Origin of the sequence: Nitrospirillum goiasense, assembly GCF_034427435.1 — a bacterium.
Taxonomy (GTDB): Bacteria; Pseudomonadota; Alphaproteobacteria; order Azospirillales; family Azospirillaceae; genus Nitrospirillum.
Map to the genome: position 1 here is coordinate 263,624 of NZ_JAXQNP010000003.1, position 16,844 is coordinate 280,467.

Annotated in this window: 14 protein-coding genes and 2 tRNA genes; 10 read left to right on the plus strand and 6 right to left on the minus strand. The window is 68.4% G+C overall.

Going from position 1 to position 16,844, the window contains the following annotated elements; translation table 11 throughout:
* Positions 1–31 precede the first annotated feature (31 nt).
* Entirely contained in the window at positions 32–1,279 is a 1,248-nt protein-coding gene (locus ULB03_RS15535) for an XdhC family protein (protein WP_322484048.1), read from the plus strand.
* A 4-nt stretch (positions 1,280–1,283) separates the two neighbouring features.
* Positions 1,284–2,942: a molybdopterin-binding/glycosyltransferase family 2 protein gene (locus tag ULB03_RS15540; RefSeq protein ID WP_322484049.1), complete on the plus strand. Its 1,659-nt coding sequence runs from the start codon at positions 1,284–1,286 to the stop codon at positions 2,940–2,942.
* Between the two features lie 20 nt (positions 2,943–2,962).
* Here the strand turns inward: ULB03_RS15540 and ULB03_RS15545 are convergent, their stop codons facing one another.
* Positions 2,963–4,177 (minus strand): hypothetical protein, encoded by a 1,215-nt coding sequence (locus tag ULB03_RS15545; protein ID WP_322484050.1) that lies wholly within the window; start codon positions 4,175–4,177, stop codon positions 2,963–2,965.
* Positions 4,178–4,316: 139 nt separating this feature from the next.
* Between ULB03_RS15545 and ULB03_RS15550 the strand changes: the two genes are divergently transcribed.
* Both ULB03_RS15550 and ULB03_RS15555 read left to right on the plus strand, forming a co-directional pair.
* Positions 4,317–4,391, plus strand: a tRNA-Val gene (locus ULB03_RS15550).
* Positions 4,392–4,463: 72 nt separating this feature from the next.
* Positions 4,464–4,538: transfer RNA gene (locus ULB03_RS15555), tRNA-Val, on the plus strand.
* 70 nt (positions 4,539–4,608) lie between these two features.
* Here the strand turns inward: ULB03_RS15555 and ULB03_RS15560 are convergent.
* Positions 4,609–5,370 carry an SDR family oxidoreductase gene (locus ULB03_RS15560; protein ID WP_322484051.1) on the minus strand — a complete coding sequence of 254 codons (762 nt, stop codon included), beginning with the start codon at positions 5,368–5,370 and terminating at the stop codon, positions 4,609–4,611.
* 217 nt (positions 5,371–5,587) lie between these two features.
* On the opposite strand from ULB03_RS15560, the gene ULB03_RS15565 reads away from it, so the two are divergent.
* Both ULB03_RS15565 and ULB03_RS15570 read left to right on the plus strand, forming a co-directional pair.
* Complete coding sequence (locus ULB03_RS15565) at positions 5,588–6,583, plus strand: ABC transporter substrate-binding protein (RefSeq protein ID WP_322484052.1); 996 nt, start codon at positions 5,588–5,590, stop codon at positions 6,581–6,583.
* A gap of 54 nt (positions 6,584–6,637) precedes the next feature.
* Positions 6,638–7,198, plus strand: a complete 561-nt coding sequence (locus ULB03_RS15570; RefSeq protein ID WP_322484053.1) for a hypothetical protein — start codon at positions 6,638–6,640, stop codon at positions 7,196–7,198.
* An 8-nt stretch (positions 7,199–7,206) separates the two neighbouring features.
* Here ULB03_RS15570 and ULB03_RS15575 read toward each other — a convergent pair whose 3' ends face one another.
* Positions 7,207–7,968, minus strand: a complete 762-nt coding sequence (locus tag ULB03_RS15575) for a putative bifunctional diguanylate cyclase/phosphodiesterase (protein WP_322484054.1) — start codon at positions 7,966–7,968, stop codon at positions 7,207–7,209.
* The gene (locus ULB03_RS15580) at positions 7,899–9,338 is read right to left on the minus strand and encodes a diguanylate cyclase domain-containing protein (RefSeq protein ID WP_322484055.1); all 1,440 of its coding nucleotides are present in this window, start codon (positions 9,336–9,338) and stop codon (positions 7,899–7,901) included. The genes ULB03_RS15575 and ULB03_RS15580 overlap by 70 nt, the downstream gene beginning before the upstream one ends.
* A 359-nt stretch (positions 9,339–9,697) precedes the next feature.
* Here ULB03_RS15580 and ULB03_RS15585 point away from each other — a divergent pair, with 359 nt between their 5' ends.
* The 3 genes from ULB03_RS15585 (at position 9,698) to ULB03_RS15595 (ending at position 13,168) form a co-directional block, all read left to right on the plus strand.
* Positions 9,698–11,725 (plus strand): serine/threonine protein kinase, encoded by a 2,028-nt coding sequence (locus ULB03_RS15585; RefSeq protein WP_322484056.1) that lies wholly within the window; start codon positions 9,698–9,700, stop codon positions 11,723–11,725.
* A gap of 14 nt (positions 11,726–11,739) precedes the next feature.
* Positions 11,740–12,276, plus strand: a complete 537-nt coding sequence (locus ULB03_RS15590; protein ID WP_322484057.1) for a hypothetical protein — start codon at positions 11,740–11,742, stop codon at positions 12,274–12,276.
* A gap of 67 nt (positions 12,277–12,343) precedes the next feature.
* Positions 12,344–13,168 (plus strand): glutaminyl-peptide cyclotransferase, encoded by an 825-nt coding sequence (locus tag ULB03_RS15595; RefSeq protein WP_322484058.1) that lies wholly within the window; start codon positions 12,344–12,346, stop codon positions 13,166–13,168.
* A 4-nt stretch (positions 13,169–13,172) separates the two neighbouring features.
* Here the strand turns inward: ULB03_RS15595 and ULB03_RS15600 are convergent, their stop codons facing one another.
* Positions 13,173–13,676, minus strand: coding sequence for a MarR family winged helix-turn-helix transcriptional regulator (locus tag ULB03_RS15600; RefSeq protein WP_322484059.1), 504 nt, complete (start codon positions 13,674–13,676; stop codon positions 13,173–13,175).
* Positions 13,677–13,801: 125 nt separating this feature from the next.
* Positions 13,802–14,800 carry a hypothetical protein gene (locus ULB03_RS15605; RefSeq protein WP_322484060.1) on the minus strand — a complete coding sequence of 333 codons (999 nt, stop codon included), beginning with the start codon at positions 14,798–14,800 and terminating at the stop codon, positions 13,802–13,804.
* A gap of 566 nt (positions 14,801–15,366) precedes the next feature.
* Here ULB03_RS15605 and ULB03_RS15610 point away from each other — a divergent pair.
* Positions 15,367–16,815, plus strand: coding sequence for an amino acid permease (locus ULB03_RS15610; protein WP_322484061.1), 1,449 nt, complete (start codon positions 15,367–15,369; stop codon positions 16,813–16,815).
* The last annotated feature ends 29 nt before the right edge of the window (positions 16,816–16,844 follow it).

Sequence of the window (16,844 nt, forward strand, 5' to 3'; positions counted from 1 at the left end):
GGCAGCACCCCTTATCTGGGAAAGACTGGGCATGCCGCTGTCGATAGTGTCGCAGCCCAGGTCCGCAGTGGTGTCCCATGCGCTGGTGTCCATGACCGTCGATCCGTCCGCCCCCGAGGCAGCCCCCCTTCCTGCCATCACCACCTTGGCCGCGCCGCCGTCTGACGACACGCCGCCGCAGGGCGCTGCGGCGGTCAACGCGCCGGTGGACGAGCTGTCCATCCTGCGCGCGGTCGAGGGCTGGCTGGCCCAGGGCCAGGCGGCGGCCATCGCCACCGTCATCGACACCTGGGGCTCCTCCCCCCGGCCGGTGGGCAGCAAGCTGGCGGTGGACGCGGCGGGCACCATGATCGGCTCCGTCTCCGGCGGCTGTGTCGAGGGCGCGGTGGTGGAAGAGGCCTTGCGCGCGCTGGAGGATGGGGAGCCGCGGCTGCTGACCTTCGGCGTGCCCGATGAGCGGGCGTGGGAGGTCGGGCTGGCCTGCGGCGGCACCGTGCGCATCTACGTCGCCCCCGTCGGCCCCGGCCATGGCGCCACGCGCCGGCGGCTGCTCTCCGCCCTGCTGGCCGCCGCGGACGCCAAGCGGCCGGCCGCGCTGGTGACCGACCTCGCCACGGGGCAGCAAACCTTGGTGGAGGCCGACCGCCAGCAGGGCGAAACCGCCCTGCCCGACGACATCCGCGCCCAGGTGCTCGACGCCCTGGCCCGCGACCGCTCCACCCTCATCACCCCCCGTGACACGGAAGGAGAGGAAGCGGAAGGGGAATGGTTCGCGCAGGTGTGGAACCCGCCCCTGCGCCTGGTCCTGGTGGGGGCCGTGCACATCGCCCAGGCGCTGGCGCCCATGGCCCGGATGGCCGGCTATGAGGTGATCGTGGTGGACCCGCGCGCCGCCTTCGCCAGTGCGGCCCGCTTTCCCGACGCCGCCGGGATCACGCTGGTACGGGAATGGCCGGATGACGCCGTGGCGGCCCTGGCGCCCGACCGGCGCACCGCCGTGGTCACCCTGACCCACGACGCCAAGCTGGACGAGCCGGCCCTGCGCGCCGCCCTGGAAAGCGACGCCTTCTTCATCGGCGCCCTGGGCAGCCGCAAGACGCATCAGCGGCGGTTGGACCGCATGGCCGACTTCGGCCCCACGGCGCTGGAGCGCATCCATGGCCCCGTCGGCCTGGACATCGGCGCCCTGACCCCGGCGGAAATCGCCGTCTCCATCCTGGCGCAGGTGACCCTGGCCCTGCGCGGCGCCAAGGCCGAGCGCATCGGCGCGGGGCGCTGACGCCATGCTGTTCGGCCCCCTGCCCGTCGCCGATGCCGAGGGGACCGTGCTGGCCCATAGCCTGAAGGCCGGGGCGTTGCGCTATCCCAAGGGACGGCGGCTGACATCGGCCGATCTCGCGGACCTGGCCGCCGCCGGCGTGACCGAAGTGGTCGCCGTGCGGCTGGAGGCGGGCGACGTGGGGGAGGATGCGGCCGCCTCCCAGGTGGCCGCCGCCATCGCCGGTCCGGGATTGGCCTTGACGCGGGCCGCCACCGGCCGCGTCAACCTGATGGCGGAGCGCGCCGGCCTGCTGCTGGTGGACGCCGCGCGCCTCACCCGCCTGAACCGGGTTCATGAGGCGGTGACAGTCGCCACCGTGGCCGCGCATGCCCCCCTGGAGGCGGGGGCCATGGCCGCCACCGTCAAGATCATCCCCTTCGCCGTACCGGCCGAGTTGCTCACCCGCGTGACGGCGGTCGCCACCGGCGATAGCTCGGCCGATGCCGGGCCCATCCTGCGCCTGGCCCCGTGGCGCGGCGTCCGCGCCGGCCTGGTGCAGACCCGTCTGCCCGGCCTGAAGGCCGTCACCCTGGACAAGACCGCCGGGGTCACCGCCGCCCGCCTGGCCCAGGTGGGCGGGACCCTGGTGGCCGAACGGCGCACGGCCCATGACGCGGCGTCCGTGGCCGGCGCGCTGGAGGCGCTTGCGGGCCTGAACCTGGACCTGCTGCTGGTCATCGGCGCCTCCGCCATCACCGACCGGCGCGACGTCCTGCCCACCGGCATCGAGCGCGCGGGCGGCGAGCTGCTGCATTTCGGCATGCCGGTGGACCCCGGCAACCTGATGCTGCTGGCCCGGCTGGGTGGCGTGCCGGTGCTGGGCCTGCCGGGCTGCGCCCGCTCCCCCCGCGTCAACGGCTTCGACTGGATCCTGCAGCGCATCGCCGCCGGGGTGGAGGTCACGCCGGACGACATCATGGGCATGGGCGTCGGCGGCCTGCTGAACGACATCCCCAGCCGCCCCATGCCGCGCCAGCGCGTGGCACCCGCCAACATGCCGGCGGAGGCGCCGCCAGCCGTCACCACCCTGGTGCTGGCGGCGGGGTCCGCGCGGCGCATGGGCAGCAACAAGCTGCTGGCCGATTACGCCGGGCGTCCGCTGGTGTGGCATGCGGTGACGGCGGCGCTGTCGGCCAACCCGGGCCGGGTCACGGTGGTGCTGGGCCACCAGGCGACCGAGGTGCGGGCCGCGCTAGCCGGGCTGGCGGTCCGCTTCATCGAGGCGCCGGACCACGCGATGGGGCTCAGCGCCTCCCTCAAGGCCGGCTTGGCCAGTCTGGACGCCGGCGCGGCGGGCGTGCTGGTCTGCCTGGGCGACATGCCGCGCGTGACCGCGGACCTGCAGCGCCGGCTGCTGGCACGGTTCCGGCAAGGGCATGGTCGCGCCATCGTGGTGCCGGTGGCGGACGGGCGACGCGGCAATCCGGTGCTGTGGCCGGCAGACCTGATCCCCGCCATGGCCGGGATCAGCGGTGACCAAGGCGCCCGCGGGCTGCTGGCGCTTCATGCCGACCACGTGGCGGAGGTGCCGGCTGACAGCGGCGTTCACCTGGACGTGGACACGCCCGACGCGCTGGCCGCCCTGCGCGACCTGGCCCCCCTGGCGGAATCGCTCGCCTGAAGCGGCGCCATGACGGGGGGTCAGTTCATGCGCCAGCCCAGGCGGAAATCCTGGCTGAACGGATCGGCGTGGGCGACGGCCGCCGCCAGGATGGTCAGGCGCGTCAGGCGGCGCTTCAGCGCGGCCCGCCCCGGATCGCCCACCACCTGCAGCCATTCGGAAACCCGCGTGGCGTCGACCACGTTGCAGGACAGCACATGCAGGATGGCGGCGTCCGCATCCATCGTGCTTTCCCGGGGCATGCGGTAGATCAGGCCGGCGCACAGCAGGCGCAGCCGCTCATACTCCTCCCCCGTCAGGGTGCCGTTGCCGGACCGTTGCGACACCTGGCCGGCGAGGAAGGCATCCACGGCCACGATGCGATCGGCCCAGGGCGACCGCAGCAGGGCGTGTTGCGCCGCCTCATCCAGGGGGGCCAGCAGGGCCTCCAGCTGCTGGTCCACCACCAGCGGCGCCTCGGCGTAGTGGGAGAAGTCCAGTTTTTCCACCAGTTCGGGCGGCAGGCCCTCGACCGCGTATCGCTTCCAGGCGGCGGCCTTCTGGGCGTGGACCATGGGCAGGTCCGTCAGCCTGTCGAAGGGCACATCCTCCTGCCCTTCGCGCAGCAGGGTGATGCGCAGCGGCGCCTGACGCACCGGCACCATGGCCACGCGGTCCAAGTAATGGCGCAGCACCACCTCCGGCTGGAACACCGGCCGCTCATGTCCCTCCATCCCCCGGGGCAGCCAGGTGGCGAAGGCGGCATAGAGGCGCATGAAGGGCGGGCGGCCGAACGCGAACTGGTCGTTGTACCCGGCGGCCGGCGCCCAGTTGTCGGGGGTGATCAGTCCGGGGGTACGGAACCAATCCTCGGGCAGGGTGTCATCGAAACGGCTGTCATAGCGCACCCGGATGATGGCGTCGAAGGGGGCCGCCTTGCCGTCCGGCCCCTTATGGCCCAGCGCCAGGGTCAGGACCTGCTGCACGGCATGAAACATGTCGAAGATGAAAAAGGGCGGGCGGTAGTGCCACCGCTCCGCCATGCGCCGCTTCTCCGCAGCGAAGGGCGGACGCGCCGTCACCAGGTGGGCGGCCGGCTGGTAGGCGGCCAGAATCTCCGCCCGTTCCGCCTCCGGCACCTCATCCCACAGATGCAGGAAGGTGGTGACCTCATGGCCGGCCACAAAGCGGCGCAGGCTGTCGATGCAATGACGCCAGGTCCGCGGCTGGCCGCTCAGGCACAAGGCGACGCGCATACCCATTCCTTCCCTCAGAAACCCTTGTCCCAGCACCGACCGGTCCCCGGGACGGGCCCAGAATGGATTTATCATCGCCCCCGAACAAGCATATTGACACCAGCCCCCCATCCCTCTACAAACCGCCCCCACGACGGATGGGCGCGTAGCTCAGCGGGAGAGCATCGCCTTCACACGGCGGGGGTCGTAGGTTCAATCCCTACCGCGCCCACCATCCTTCGAAACCAGTACGATCAACACCTTAGATCGCACTGCCGCCAGCGCAGACTGGCAAGCCCGGACGGATGGGCGCGTAGCTCAGCGGGAGAGCATCGCCTTCACACGGCGGGGGTCGTAGGTTCAATCCCTACCGCGCCCACCATCCGTCCCCTTCTCCAGACATACCAAATCGAGCGACGGCGCCAGGGCGGCGCCCTCTACGGCATGCCCCGTCAGGCGATGCCGATGTCGCGCGCCAGGCTCAGGAAATGCAGGCCGCAATCGACGGCGATGTCCTGGTCGGTGATGGTGTCGTGGTTCAGCAGGAAGACAACGGCGTCGGCCACCTGCTGCGCATCCGGCGCGCGGTCCAGGGGGTTGCGGCGGCTCAGGCGCTGGAACTCCGCCTCATCCTGGCCGGGTGCCGGCAGGACATAGCCGGGGGAGACGGTGTTGACCCGCACGCTGGGCGCCAAGGCGCGGGCCAGCACGCGCGACGCACCGGCCAGCGCGTACTTGGACAGGGTGTAGGACAGGTGGTCCGGGTTGGGATTGGCCAGCTTGAAATCCAAGATATTGACCACCGCCCCCCGCTGGTCTGTCCCTTCCGCCGCCAGCCCCTGATGCAGGGCGCGGATCAGCAGCACGGGCGCCAGGGTGTTGACCGTCTGGTGCGTCAGGAATCCCGGCGCCGTAAGGCTGGCGGCGTCATCCCATTCGAACAGCGAGGCGGAGTTGACCAGGCCCTGGATGGCCTGGCCGGCGGCGCTGGCCGCCTGTGGCAGCAGGGTTTCCACCTGGGCCGGTTCGGCCAGATCGGCCCGCACCACCACAGCCCGGCGGCCCAGCGCCCGCACCTCCTCCGCTGTGGCCTCGGCGGCCTCCGCCGAAGCGTGGCAATGCAGGGCCAGGTCCCAGCCCGCCCCCGCCGCCGTCAGCGCGATCAGGCGCCCCAGGCGCTTGGCCCCACCCGTCACCAGCAGCCAGCGGCTCATGACCCGCACCCCGCGCAGGCATGGGCGTTCCGGCGAAAGGAGAGGCGGCACGGCATGGTCGGGAGGGACTTTCCAGCGTAAGGGGTTAACCACCCTGGAGTCTTATAGGGCCGCCTTCCCCGGCCGCAAGCCGCAAATCCCGCCGCCGCTTCCGCCCGCCGGCATCTGTGGGTATGCTCCGCCCCCGTCGACCATCGAGAGAGATGAGGGAGCCCCCATGCCTGCCCGTCACCCCCGCCGCGCCCTGCTGAAGGCCGGCCTGGCGCTGGCCGCCCTGTTGACCGCCCCGGTCCTGAGCCACCCCGCCCGCGCCGCCGAGAAGCTGGTGTTCATGCTGGACTGGCAGGCGGAGGCCGAACACGGCGGCTATTTCCAGGCGGTGGCGGAGGGCCTGTACCAGAAGGCCGGGCTGGACGTGACCATCGTGCCCGGCGGCCCGGGGATGAGCGCGCAGCAGATGCTGGCCGCCGGCAAGATCGACGGCACCATAGGCTCCAACGCCTTCTACGTGCTGAACCTGGTGGAGGCGGGCGCCAAGGTGAAGGCGGTGGCGGCCATGTTCCAGAAGGACCCCACCATCCTGATGGCGCATGCCCAGAACACCGGCAGCCTGGCGGACCTGAAGGGCCGCCCCATCTTCCTGGGCGACCCCAGCATCAACACCCTGTGGCGCTGGCTGAAGAGCAAGTACCCCTATGAAGACGGCCAGATCCGCCGCTACACCGGCAGCCTGGCGCCCTTCCTCACCACCCCTACCGCGGCGGCCCAGGGCTATGTCACCAGCGAGCCGCTGATCGCCAAGAAGGCCGGGGCGGACGTGAAAGTCTTCCTGCTGGCCGACCAGGGCTATGACGGCTACAGCGGCCTGGTGATGTTCAACGACGCCTATATCCAGGCCCATCCGGCGGCGGTGAAGGCCTTCGTCGCCGCCACGGCGGAGGGCTGGCGCAACTACCTGCACGGCGACGCGGCCGCCGCCGACGCCCTGATCCGCAAGTCCAACCCCGACATGGACGCGGAAACCCTGGCCTATGGCCGCAAGGCCCTGGTGGACAACGGCATCGTGGAGGGCTCGCCAGCGGCGCCGGACGCCGTCGGCCGCATGACCGCCGCCCGCTGGGACAGCTTCACCGGTGAGATGAAGCGATTGGGCATCTACAAGGCAGGCACCGACTGGAAGGCCGGGGTCGATTTAGAGCCAACCAGTCATTGAGTTCACATCACTTTTCTCATAAAATTATATCTTATAAACTAAAATAAAGAGAAAATGATGGCCATTAACATAGATTCATATCTGTCAGAAACCCTGCAGCAAAGTATTATTCCCGGCATCATTACCTTAATTGCCGCCGGCATTAAGATAATTCTGACGCCAAAATCGAGGATAAAATGGGGATTTTCTCATGGATTTGTTTTTTCTGTTCAACATGACAAAACAAAAGCACCTGCATTATATTATACAAAAACATTATTTATTAGAAATAGCGGGAGAGCGCAAGCCGAAAATGTAGAAATTATTTTTGGATCTGAGCCAGAACATTTTCAGATTTGGCCTTCTATTATATACAAAACAAATAAGAATCCAGAAGGCCATTTCGCCATTCAAATTGAAAGCTTGGCCCCAGGCGAGCATTTTTCAATAGAAATGCTGTCAATCCACGAACTTCCACTTATTTTACGCGCACGCTCCAAAGCCGGAGATGGGGAAAATGTTAATTTTATCCCCATGGAGTCAATTAAAAAATGGAAAATACAAATAGTCGTTCTTCTTATTTGGCTTGGAATATTTAGCATATTCCAAAATATTTATATTTACATTCTGAAATAGATTCCAATCTATTCTATATCTTCCATTTCCCTTTTGGGCGCCAGCAGCGCCATGAGCTGCGCCTCGGGCATGGGACGGCCCAGCAGATAGCCCTGGATGATGTCGCAGCCCAGGTCGCGCAGGCAGTCCAGCTGCGCCTGGGTCTCGATGCCCTCGGCGATGGTTTCCAGGCCCAGATGGTGGGCCATGGCGATGACGGCGGCCACGATCTGACGGCTGGCGTCATCGCCGGGCAGGCCGTCAACGAAGGACTTGTCGATCTTCACATAGGCGGCGGCGAACTTGCGCAGATAGGCTAGCGAGGAATAGCCCGTGCCGAAATCGTCGATGGCGAAGCGGAAGCCGTTGGCGCGCAGCTCGTGCACCGCCTGCAGGTTGCCCTCGGCATCGCCCATCAGGGCGCTTTCCGTGATCTCCAGCGCGATATCGGCGGGGGTGCAGCCTTCTTCCGTCAGGATTTGCAGCAGGCGCTCGCCACAGCCCTTGTCGCGCAGTTGCACCGCCGACAGGTTGACCGCCATCTTGAAGCCCACCACCCCGCGCTCGCGCACCTTGCGCGCGGCACGGCAGGCCGTGCGGAACACCCAGTCGCCCAGCGGCACGATCAGGCCCGTCTCCTCCGCCACCGGGATGAAACGGGCGGGCGACACGGGGCTCAAATCCTCCGGATGGTTCCAGCGCAACAGCGCCTCCGCCCCCATCAGCACGGCGGCCCTGTCGTTGGCGGCGGGCCGGTATTGCGGCTGATAGACCAGGCTGAACCCTTCCACCACGCCGTCGTTGCCCCCCCAGAGGCCACCCCCAGTGAAATACGCAAGCCCTCCTCGATCCAGGTGCGGTCGCGCACCCGGTCGCCGATCTCGGGCGTGAAGAAGTGATAGCGGTCGCGGCCGGCGTGCTTGGCGGCGTACAGCGCCACGTCGGCATGGCGCAGCAGGGCCTCCCACGTGTCACCGTCGGCGGGGGCCACGGCCACGCCGATGGAACAGGCCAGCCGCACCTCTCCCCCGCCATTACCCTCTAGCATCAGGGGCTGTTGGAAGGCGGCGACCAGCCGCTCGGCCACCTGGCCGACGGCGGCCAGCGCCTCCTCCCGCTTGTCGGCACCGGTGAGGGGGGCGCTTCCCTGTGACAGCCCTGTCAGGATGACGGCGAATTCGTCCCCGCCCAGGCGGGCCACGGTGTCGCCCGGCCGCACCGTGCGGCGGATGCGCTCCCCCGCCGCGATGATGGCGGCGTCGCCCGTCGGATGGCCGCGGGTGTCGTTCAGCAGCTTGAAATGGTCCAGATCCAGCAGCAGCAGGGCCACCGGTTCGCCCGTGCGGCGGCTGTTGGCCAGGGCCAGGCGCACCCGCCCGATCAACAGCGCCCTGTTGGCCAGGCCCGTCAGCGGATCGTGATAGGAGAGATGGCGGTTGCGCTCCTCCGCCTCCTTCTTGGCAGTGAGGTCGCTGAAGACGGCGATGTGATGGGTGATGGCGCCCGCCTCATCCCGCAGCAGGGTGATGCGCAGCCATTCGGGGTAGAGGGTGCCGTCCTTGCGCCGGTTCCAGATCTCGCCCGTCCAGCTACCCTCATCCCGCAACGCCCGCCACATGACGCGGTAGAATTCCGGGCCCTGGCGGCCCGAGTTCAGCAGGCGGGGGTCCTGGCCCATCACCTCATCGGCCGTATAGCCGGAGATTTCGGTGAAGGCGCGGTTGACCAGGACGATGCGGTTGTCGGCGTCGGTCACGATGATGCCGTCGACGCTATGCTCGATCACCCGGGCGGCGACGCGCAGGTCGCGGATAGTGGCAGCCAGCGCGCCCGCCTGCTCCTCGGCCAGGCGGCGGGCCTGTTCCAGTTCCCAGGTGCGCTGGCGCACCTGGCTGCGCAGCAGCTCATGCCGGCGCACGCGTCCATGCACCAGGGCCGCCAGCGTCAGGCCGGCGACGATGCCCAGGGCCCCCAATGCCATGACCAGGGGGGTGCCCATGCCGTTTTCCCGCCCCAAACCGGCGGCGAACAGGCCGCTGAAGGACAGGACGGCCAAGGTGACGACCAGCACCAGGGGCCGCCAGCGACGTTCCACGACGAAGGTGCCCTCGCCCGCAGGCGCAGTCACGTCGCCGGAAGAATCATCGCCAGAAAACAGCATTAGAAAGGCATCCTGATCAGTAAGGTCCCGCCTTCGCGTATCCGCGGGACGCAGTATCAACCCTGTGGTTTAGCAGGGCAACGATGTTGCCACCGGACGGTATGTGCCAGACATCATGCGCCTGCCGCCACGCCGGGGGTATTGATCCATCGCAATCCGTTTGGGAATCAGCCATGCGCCGTCCCGCCGCCGTGCTGTCCGGGGCGGGACGGCCAATAGGCCAATGACATTGATCCGACTGCCTATTCCGGCCAGCCGGCTTGTTCGCCGCCCCCGCCATGGGGCATGATCGGGAATGCCGGGCGCAGGGGCGCGGTCGGGGGTGAGAGGTTGGCCGGGCGCCAGCCGGATGGGGTGCGATGGCGGCGGCAGATAGAGAGTTCCCGGTTCCCGACCTGGGCCCCGTCGACCTGGGCGGCCGGGCGGAGATCCAGCCCAGCGCGCCCCTGCCCGCCTTCGACACGCCCGGCGGCCGTGCCTATCTGTGCCACCGCATGCGCGAAAAGAAGACGGAGCTGTTCGCCATCGTCTGCGAGCAGCCCGTGCCGCCGCGCATCGAGGCGATGAGCAGCTTTCGCGCCATCGACAACAACAACCTGCTGCACCTCATGGACTGGGGCGTGGTCGATTGGACGCCGGAACATCGCCGCCGCTTCGTCTGTGTGTTCGAGCGGCCCTCCGGCCGCCGCATCATGGAACGGCTGGACGACGTCATCGAGGGCATCGCCGACGACGCGCTGGTGCGGGTGGTGCTGCCGCAGTTGACCGCCGTGCTGCGCGACATCGCCCAGCGCAGCCTGAGCTGTGGCGCGCTGAACCCCACCAACCTGTTCATCCGCGAATCGGCGGCGGCGGCGGTGGTGCTGGGCGATTGCGTCAGCCTGCCGCCCGGCTATGCCCAGCCCCTGGTGTTCGAACCGCTGGAGCGCGCGTTGGCCGACCGCGCCGGCCGGGGCAACGGCACCATCGCCGACGATTTGTACGCCCTGGGCGTGACCTTGCTGACCCTGTACCTGGGCCGTGCGCCCGGCCGGGGCCTGGACGACCAGACGCTGCTGCAGGCGCGCATGGACAGGGGCACGTATTCGGCGCTGACATCGGGCGTGCGCGTCCCGCAGTCGCTGGTGGAGCCGTTGCGCGGCCTGATCACCGACGACGCCCGCCAGCGCTGGACCCTGAACGACCTGGACATGTGGATGCAGGGGCGCCGCCTCAGCCCCAAGCAGGCGCAGTTGCCCAAGCGGGCGCCGCGCCCCATGGAGTTCCAGGGCCGCGAGATCTGGCACGTCCGGGGGGCGGCCTGGGCCTTTTCCAAATCCCCCGTCGCCGCCGCCCAGGTGATCGAGCGGGGGGAGTTGGATCGCTGGCTGCGCCGCTCCCTGAATGACGAGCCGCGGGCGGAAGCCGTGGCCAACGCCGTTCGCACCGCCACCGCGGGCGGCCGGGCCTCCAACGTGGAGGAACGGCTGGTGGCCCGCGTCTGCACCGCCCTCGATCCCCCCGGCCCCCTGCGCTACAAGGGCCGGGCCATCATGCCCGACGGTTTCGGCACCGCGCTGGCCGAGGCCTTGGCCACCGGCGAAGGCGGCCAGGCCCTGGCGGAGATGATCGTGGGCCAGTTGCCGGCCTTCTGGATCAGCGTGCAGTCGGAGTACAAGGCCGAGCAGGTGATGATGATCCAGCAGTTCGACGCCGTGCGCGCCGTGCTGGAGAACACCAGCCCCGGATTCGGCATCGAGCGCGCGCTATACGGCCTGAACCAGGTAGCGCCCTGCCTCAGTCCGGCCGTGGCCGACTATTACCCCCTGACGCTGGGCGACCTGATGGCGGCGCTGGACGCGGTGGGCGCAGGCGCCGGTCCGGGCCGGGACCCCATGGACCGCCATGTCGCCGCCTTCGTCGCCACCCGCAACCCCAAGCTGAACGAGCGCCTGCTGGCCACGCTGGCGGCGGAGTCGGCGCGGCGGCCGGTGGGGGTGCTGGCCATCCTGGCCGATACCCAGCGCCGGGCGGGCCCGCCCAAGGTGTCCGGCTTGGCCCTGTGGATGACCAGCATCCTGGAACCGTCGTTCAAGCGCTTCCGCAACCTGAAAAAGCGGGAGGAGGTCCGCGTCGCCGCACAGAAGGCGGCGCGCGAGGGTGTGCTGGACATCCTGCTCAGCATCGTCGACGACCCCAAGGCCCTGACCCAGGACCACCACGGCTTCCTGGACGCCATGCGCCGGCATGAAAGCCTGACGGCCCGCATCAACAAGATCGAGGAAACGCTGGGCGATCGCAGCGACGACGCCGTGTCCAAGGGCAAGCGGGTGGCCGCCATGGTGGCCAGCGGCATCTCCCTGGCCGGCCTGGCCTTGATCGTCACCTTGATGGCGGGCGTGAAGTGAGCCAGGGTGGTGCCATGAACAGCGCCTCATCCCCCCGACGCCGCAGCTATGGCGGCCTGCTGGCCGCCGCCGTGCTGCTGCTGCCCCTGGGCGCGTTGGTCCTGCCCACCTCGGTGCTGACCGTCATCGGCATGATTCCAACCCTGGTGGCCTGGATCGTGGACCGCGACCCGGACAAGCCGGCGGCGGTGACCGTGGGCGGACTGAACCTGTGCGGCGTCATGCCCTTCTGCATCCAGCTTTGGCAGCATGGCCACACCATGGACTATGCCGCCGGCCTGCTGGTGCAGCCGGTGACCTGGCTGGTCATGTATTCCGCCGCCGGCGTGGGCTGGCTGCTGTATTTCGGCATACCGCCACTGGTGGCCGGCTGGGCCGTCGCCCGTGACCAGGCCAAAATCCGCGAGTTGGATGAGGAACGCCAGGCGCTGGTGGAGGAATGGGGCATCGAGGTGACGGGCCAGGGCCTCAAGCCCGACACCCCGGCCGAAGGCGACGCCCCGTCGGATGGGGTGCCCGATCCCCTGGCCGACCCCGCTGCGGCGCCGTGACCGGCGACGGCCGCGCCCGCCCCTCGTATAACGCCCCAGCCCCTGATGCCGCATGAGCGCCGCCCCCATGCCCCTGTCCCGATTCCACGCCCCGCTGATGGCTATTGTCCTGGGGGCCCTGTGCCCGACGGCCTGGCCCGTCGCCGCCCAGTCCCAGGCGGCGTTCCAGCCGGTGCCCCAGGTCGCGGCGCCGGCCAAATATGGGGTGGAGGTGGTGCGCACCTATCCCCATGACAGCCAGGCCTTCACCGAGGGCCTCTTCTACCTGGACGGCTTCCTGTACGAGAGCACCGGCCTGGAACGGCAGTCCTCCGTCCGCAAGGTGGAGCTGGCGACGGGCAAGGTGGTGCAAAGCCATGACCTGCCGCCCCAGTATTTCGGCGAAGGCATCGTCAACTGGAAGGACCGCCTGGTGCAGCTGACCTACCGGAGCGAGGTCGGCTTCGTCTACGGCCTGGGCGATTTCAAGGAACGGAAGAGCTTCCACTATCGCGGCGAGGGTTGGGCCCTGACCCAGGACGGCCACCGGCTGATCATGAGCGACGGCACGCCAGAACTGCGCTTCCTGGACCCGGAGACGCTGGCGGAAACGGGCCGCATCACCGTCACCGACAATGGCTACCCCATCCGCAACCTGAATGAGCTGGAGTTCGTGAAGGGCGAGATCCTGGCCAACATCTGGCAGACCAACCTGATCGCCCGCATCAACCCGGCCACCGGCGCCGTCACCGGCTGGATCGACCTGACCCCGCTGGAGGCCCTGTCGGGCCGGGCGCCGAACGTCGACAACGTGCTGAACGGCATCGCCTATGACGCGGTGGGCGACCGCCTGTTCGTCACCGGCAAACGCTGGCCCAAGGTGTTCGAGATCAAGCTGGTGCCCCTGAAGTAAGGGCTCAATCCTCGCCCAGCGCCGCCGCCAGCCGATGCAGGCGGTCGCGCAGGTCGGTCACCTCCTCCAGGGGCATGGGGAAGCGGCAGAACATGGCGCCGGGAATGGCCAGCGCCTTGTCGCGCAGCGTCCACCCCGCCGGCGTCAGCTCCACACGCACACGGCGCTCATCCTCCGGGTCGCGCCGCCGGGCCACCAGCCCGGCCGCCTCCAAGCGCTTCAGCAAGGGGGTCAGGGTGCCGGAATCAAGATCCAGCCTCGCGCCTAAGTCCCCCACCGTCATGGGCGCCGCCGGCACGGTCCCCCCCTCCACGGCCACCCCCCGCGCAGGGGCCGCATGGGGCGCGCCCTCCCACAACACCATGAGCACCAGATATTGCGGGTAGGTCAGGCCCAGGGCTTCGAGCAAGGGGCGATAGGCGCGGGTGATGCGGTTGGTCGCCTGGTACAGGGCGAAACACAACTGACGGTCCAGCGCCAGCGGGTTGTCGGCGTCATCCGGGGACAAAACATCATCGTGAGAAGGGGAAAGGCTGGCAGGCTTGACCATCGGGACCGCTTTGCAAGGTGCGCTGGATTAGGGGCAGACCTTGAGGGCGATGGCAATGGAAGAAGCGCGCCGGGCCAGCCCGCTCAGGTCTGCAGGACCTCCACCTTCACGCCGCCGGCGCCGGTCATGCCCTCCACCCCCGCCTTCAGCTTGGACAGGAAGGTGAAGTTGATGCCATCGCGGCCCGCCAGCAGGGTGGTGAGCTTGTGGCGCGGCAGATCCACCCGCTTGGACAGATCCTCCATCAGGCCGCCCCCGCGCAAGGATTTCACCGCGTCGGACGACAGCTCGGGATCGACATAGAGCTTCCCCTCTTTGCGGATCAGATACAGCGTGCCGGTCATGGCGCCGCCGCCGCCCGGCGCCGGCAGGCCCGCGGCGTCACCGGGGCCGCGCAGATAGGCGGTGACGGTCTGTTCCTGGCGATCATGGGTGAAGTCACGCAGGGCGGGTGCCGACTGCACGATGATCTGGGCCAGCGCGCGGGACCGGGCGATGGCACCGACCAGGCGGCCGTAGCCCGCCACCGCCGCCTCATACGAGGCCTCAACCGCGTCCTGTTTCAGCAAGGGGGCCGCCGCGTCGCCCACAGGGACCGTTTCCGCCAACAGGGCGGCGTGCCGCACGTCCTGGTGCAACCGCTCCAGGTCGGCCACGGCCTGCGTCACCTCCTGGGCCGTCACATCCAGGTGGGTGATCCATTTTTCCATGACATAGCCGGTGCCCAGGCCCATGGGTTCCGCCCGGTCCACGATCGCCTGCAACACCGGCTCCACCGACTGGATGTGCAGTTCCGTCACCGTCTGGCGCAACTGGGCCAGACGGATCAGGGTGGCCGGACGCTTGCTCTCATCCAGGCTTTCCCCGCGCGACGCCAGCACGGTGATGAAGGACAGGGTGTCCCCCACCTCCACCCACAGCTTGCGGAAGGCGTTCAGCTCCTTGGTCCGCGCCACCATCTGGCAGGTGCGCTGCAAGGCGCCCACCGACTGCTCCAACTGCCGGATGTCACCGATGATGCGGGTGTACAACTGCCCCTTGTCGGGCTGCCGTTTCCAGGGGTTGGGCGCGTCGCCTCGCACGGCGGGAACTCCAAATGGCGGGACCGGGACACCGCCCGGCACCAGGGATGGTATCAGGCGGACCCACGCGTTCCCAAATCCATAAAGCGCGCATTCGCATAGGGTGCCCCTGCCACCGACCAGACTCGAGGGGCTCGATGTCCCCTATGAGCAGGACCACGCACGGAAAATCTCCCAAGGCCCCGTCCCGTGGCCCCATGCCGCGCCCGCCCCTGGCCTGGCCCGATTAAATAGGAATCTTCGGGCGTTTGCGGCCCCTGTGTCAATTCGCGCCAATCATTCCGGTTCCGATCCCATCCAGGATAATCAAGGACGCGCACCAAGTGACTAGGCCACCTGGACAGGCGGAGGCGCGGTGACAGGGGGACCTGATGGGCGAACCGCCCGCCCCCCGACCGCCGCGCCATCGGAAAAGCTTAGCCCGTCAACATTTTTGGTCGCCGTTTAAGGTGACAGCGCCCCCGCCAGCGGGTACATCGACATCCAAGCAATACGCGGGGCATCACATCACGCCGGCGGCACGCGCTTGCACAGCGCCGCCATCCGGTTGGGCAGATACGGGAGAGGTGGTTTTGAGCCTTTGGACGAAAAAGACTATTGCGGAGGCCAGTGCCGACAATGACGGCGACGAAGGCCGCCCGACCCTGGCGCGCAGCCTGAACGCCTGGAACCTGACGGCACTGGGCATTGGCGCCATCATCGGTGCCGGCATCTTCGTCCTGACAGGCTCGGCCGCGGCCCAGTACGCCGGCCCCGGCATCGTCCTCTCTTTCGTGCTGGCGGCGACCGCCTGCCTGTTCGCCGGCCTGTGCTATGCCGAGTTCGCGGCCATGGTGCCGGTGGCGGGCAGCGCCTACACCTACGCCTATGTCACCGTCGGCCAGTTCCTGGCCTGGATCATCGGCTGGGACTTGGCGCTGGAATATCTGTTCGCGTCGGGCACGGTGGCCGTGGGCTGGTCGGGCTATTTCGTGAACCTGCTGAAGCAGGTGGGGATTGTCATCCCGCCGGCATTGACCTCCGCCCCGCTGACGGTGAAGGACGGCTTCCACTTCGAAACCACGGGCGCCATCCTGAACCTGCCGGCCGTGGTGCTGGTGGGCCTGATCACCGTGCTGCTGTACCTGGGCATCCGCAATTCGGCGCGCGTCAACGGACTGATCGTGCTGTTGAAGCTGCTGGTGGTGTTCCTGGTCATCGGCTTCGGCCTGTTCTACGTGGTCCCGGCACACTGGTCGCCCCTGATCCCGGCCGAGGTGGTGGACGGAAAAGGCTCCCACTATGGCTGGGGCGGCGTGCTGCGCGGCGCTGGCGTCATCTTCTTCGCCTACATCGGCTTCGACGCCGTCTCGACCACGGCGCAGGAGGCGGTGCGACCGCAGCGCGACATGCCCATCGGCATCCTGGGGTCGCTGATCTTCTGCACCGTGCTGTACATCCTGATGTCGCTGGTGCTGACCGGCCTGGTGCCCTACACCGAACTGAACGTGCCCCACCCGGTGGTCGTGGCCATCGAGGCGGTGAAGGGCCTGCATTGGCTGGCCCTGCCGGTGGATCTGGGCGCCGTGGCGGGCCTGACCACCGTCATGCTGGTCATGATGCTGGGCCAGAGCCGCGTGCTGTACGCCATGTCGCGGGACAAGCTGCTGCCCCCGGTCCTGGGCAAGGTGCACCCGACCTACCGCACACCCCATGTGGCCACCGTCGTCACCGGCGTACTGGCCGCCTTCCTGGCCGGCCTGTTCCCCATCGACATCCTGGGTGAACTGGTGTCCATCGGCACCCTGCTGGCCTTCGCCATCGTGTGCGCCTGCGTCCTGGTGCTGCGCATCACCCAGCCGGACATGGAACGCCCCTTCAAGACGCCTCTGTTCTGGCTGGTCTGCCCCCTGGGCGTGCTGGTCTGCGGCTATCTGATGTCGGGCCTGCCGGGCGATACCTGGCTGCGCCTGATCATCTGGATGGTTGTCGGCTTCGGCGTCTATTTCCTCTACAGCCGCCGCCGCGCCGCCTGACCGGTGCGCCGCTGGTAATGAAATGGGGC

Coding starts and splice junctions, on each gene's coding strand:
- ULB03_RS15535 (WP_322484048.1), top strand. CDS start 32: ATGCCGCTGTCGATAGTGTCGCAGCCCAGGTCCGCAGTGGTGTCCCAT.
- ULB03_RS15540 (WP_322484049.1), top strand. CDS start 1,284: ATGCTGTTCGGCCCCCTGCCCGTCGCCGATGCCGAGGGGACCGTGCTG.
- ULB03_RS15545 (WP_322484050.1), bottom strand. CDS start 4,177: ATGCGCGTCGCCTTGTGCCTGAGCGGCCAGCCGCGGACCTGGCGTCAT.
- ULB03_RS15560 (WP_322484051.1), bottom strand. CDS start 5,370: ATGAGCCGCTGGCTGCTGGTGACGGGTGGGGCCAAGCGCCTGGGGCGC.
- ULB03_RS15565 (WP_322484052.1), top strand. CDS start 5,588: ATGCCTGCCCGTCACCCCCGCCGCGCCCTGCTGAAGGCCGGCCTGGCG.
- ULB03_RS15570 (WP_322484053.1), top strand. CDS start 6,638: ATGATGGCCATTAACATAGATTCATATCTGTCAGAAACCCTGCAGCAA.
- ULB03_RS15580 (WP_322484055.1), bottom strand. CDS start 9,338: ATGCTGTTTTCTGGCGATGATTCTTCCGGCGACGTGACTGCGCCTGCG.
- ULB03_RS15585 (WP_322484056.1), top strand. CDS start 9,698: ATGGCGGCGGCAGATAGAGAGTTCCCGGTTCCCGACCTGGGCCCCGTC.
- ULB03_RS15590 (WP_322484057.1), top strand. CDS start 11,740: ATGAACAGCGCCTCATCCCCCCGACGCCGCAGCTATGGCGGCCTGCTG.
- ULB03_RS15595 (WP_322484058.1), top strand. CDS start 12,344: ATGCCCCTGTCCCGATTCCACGCCCCGCTGATGGCTATTGTCCTGGGG.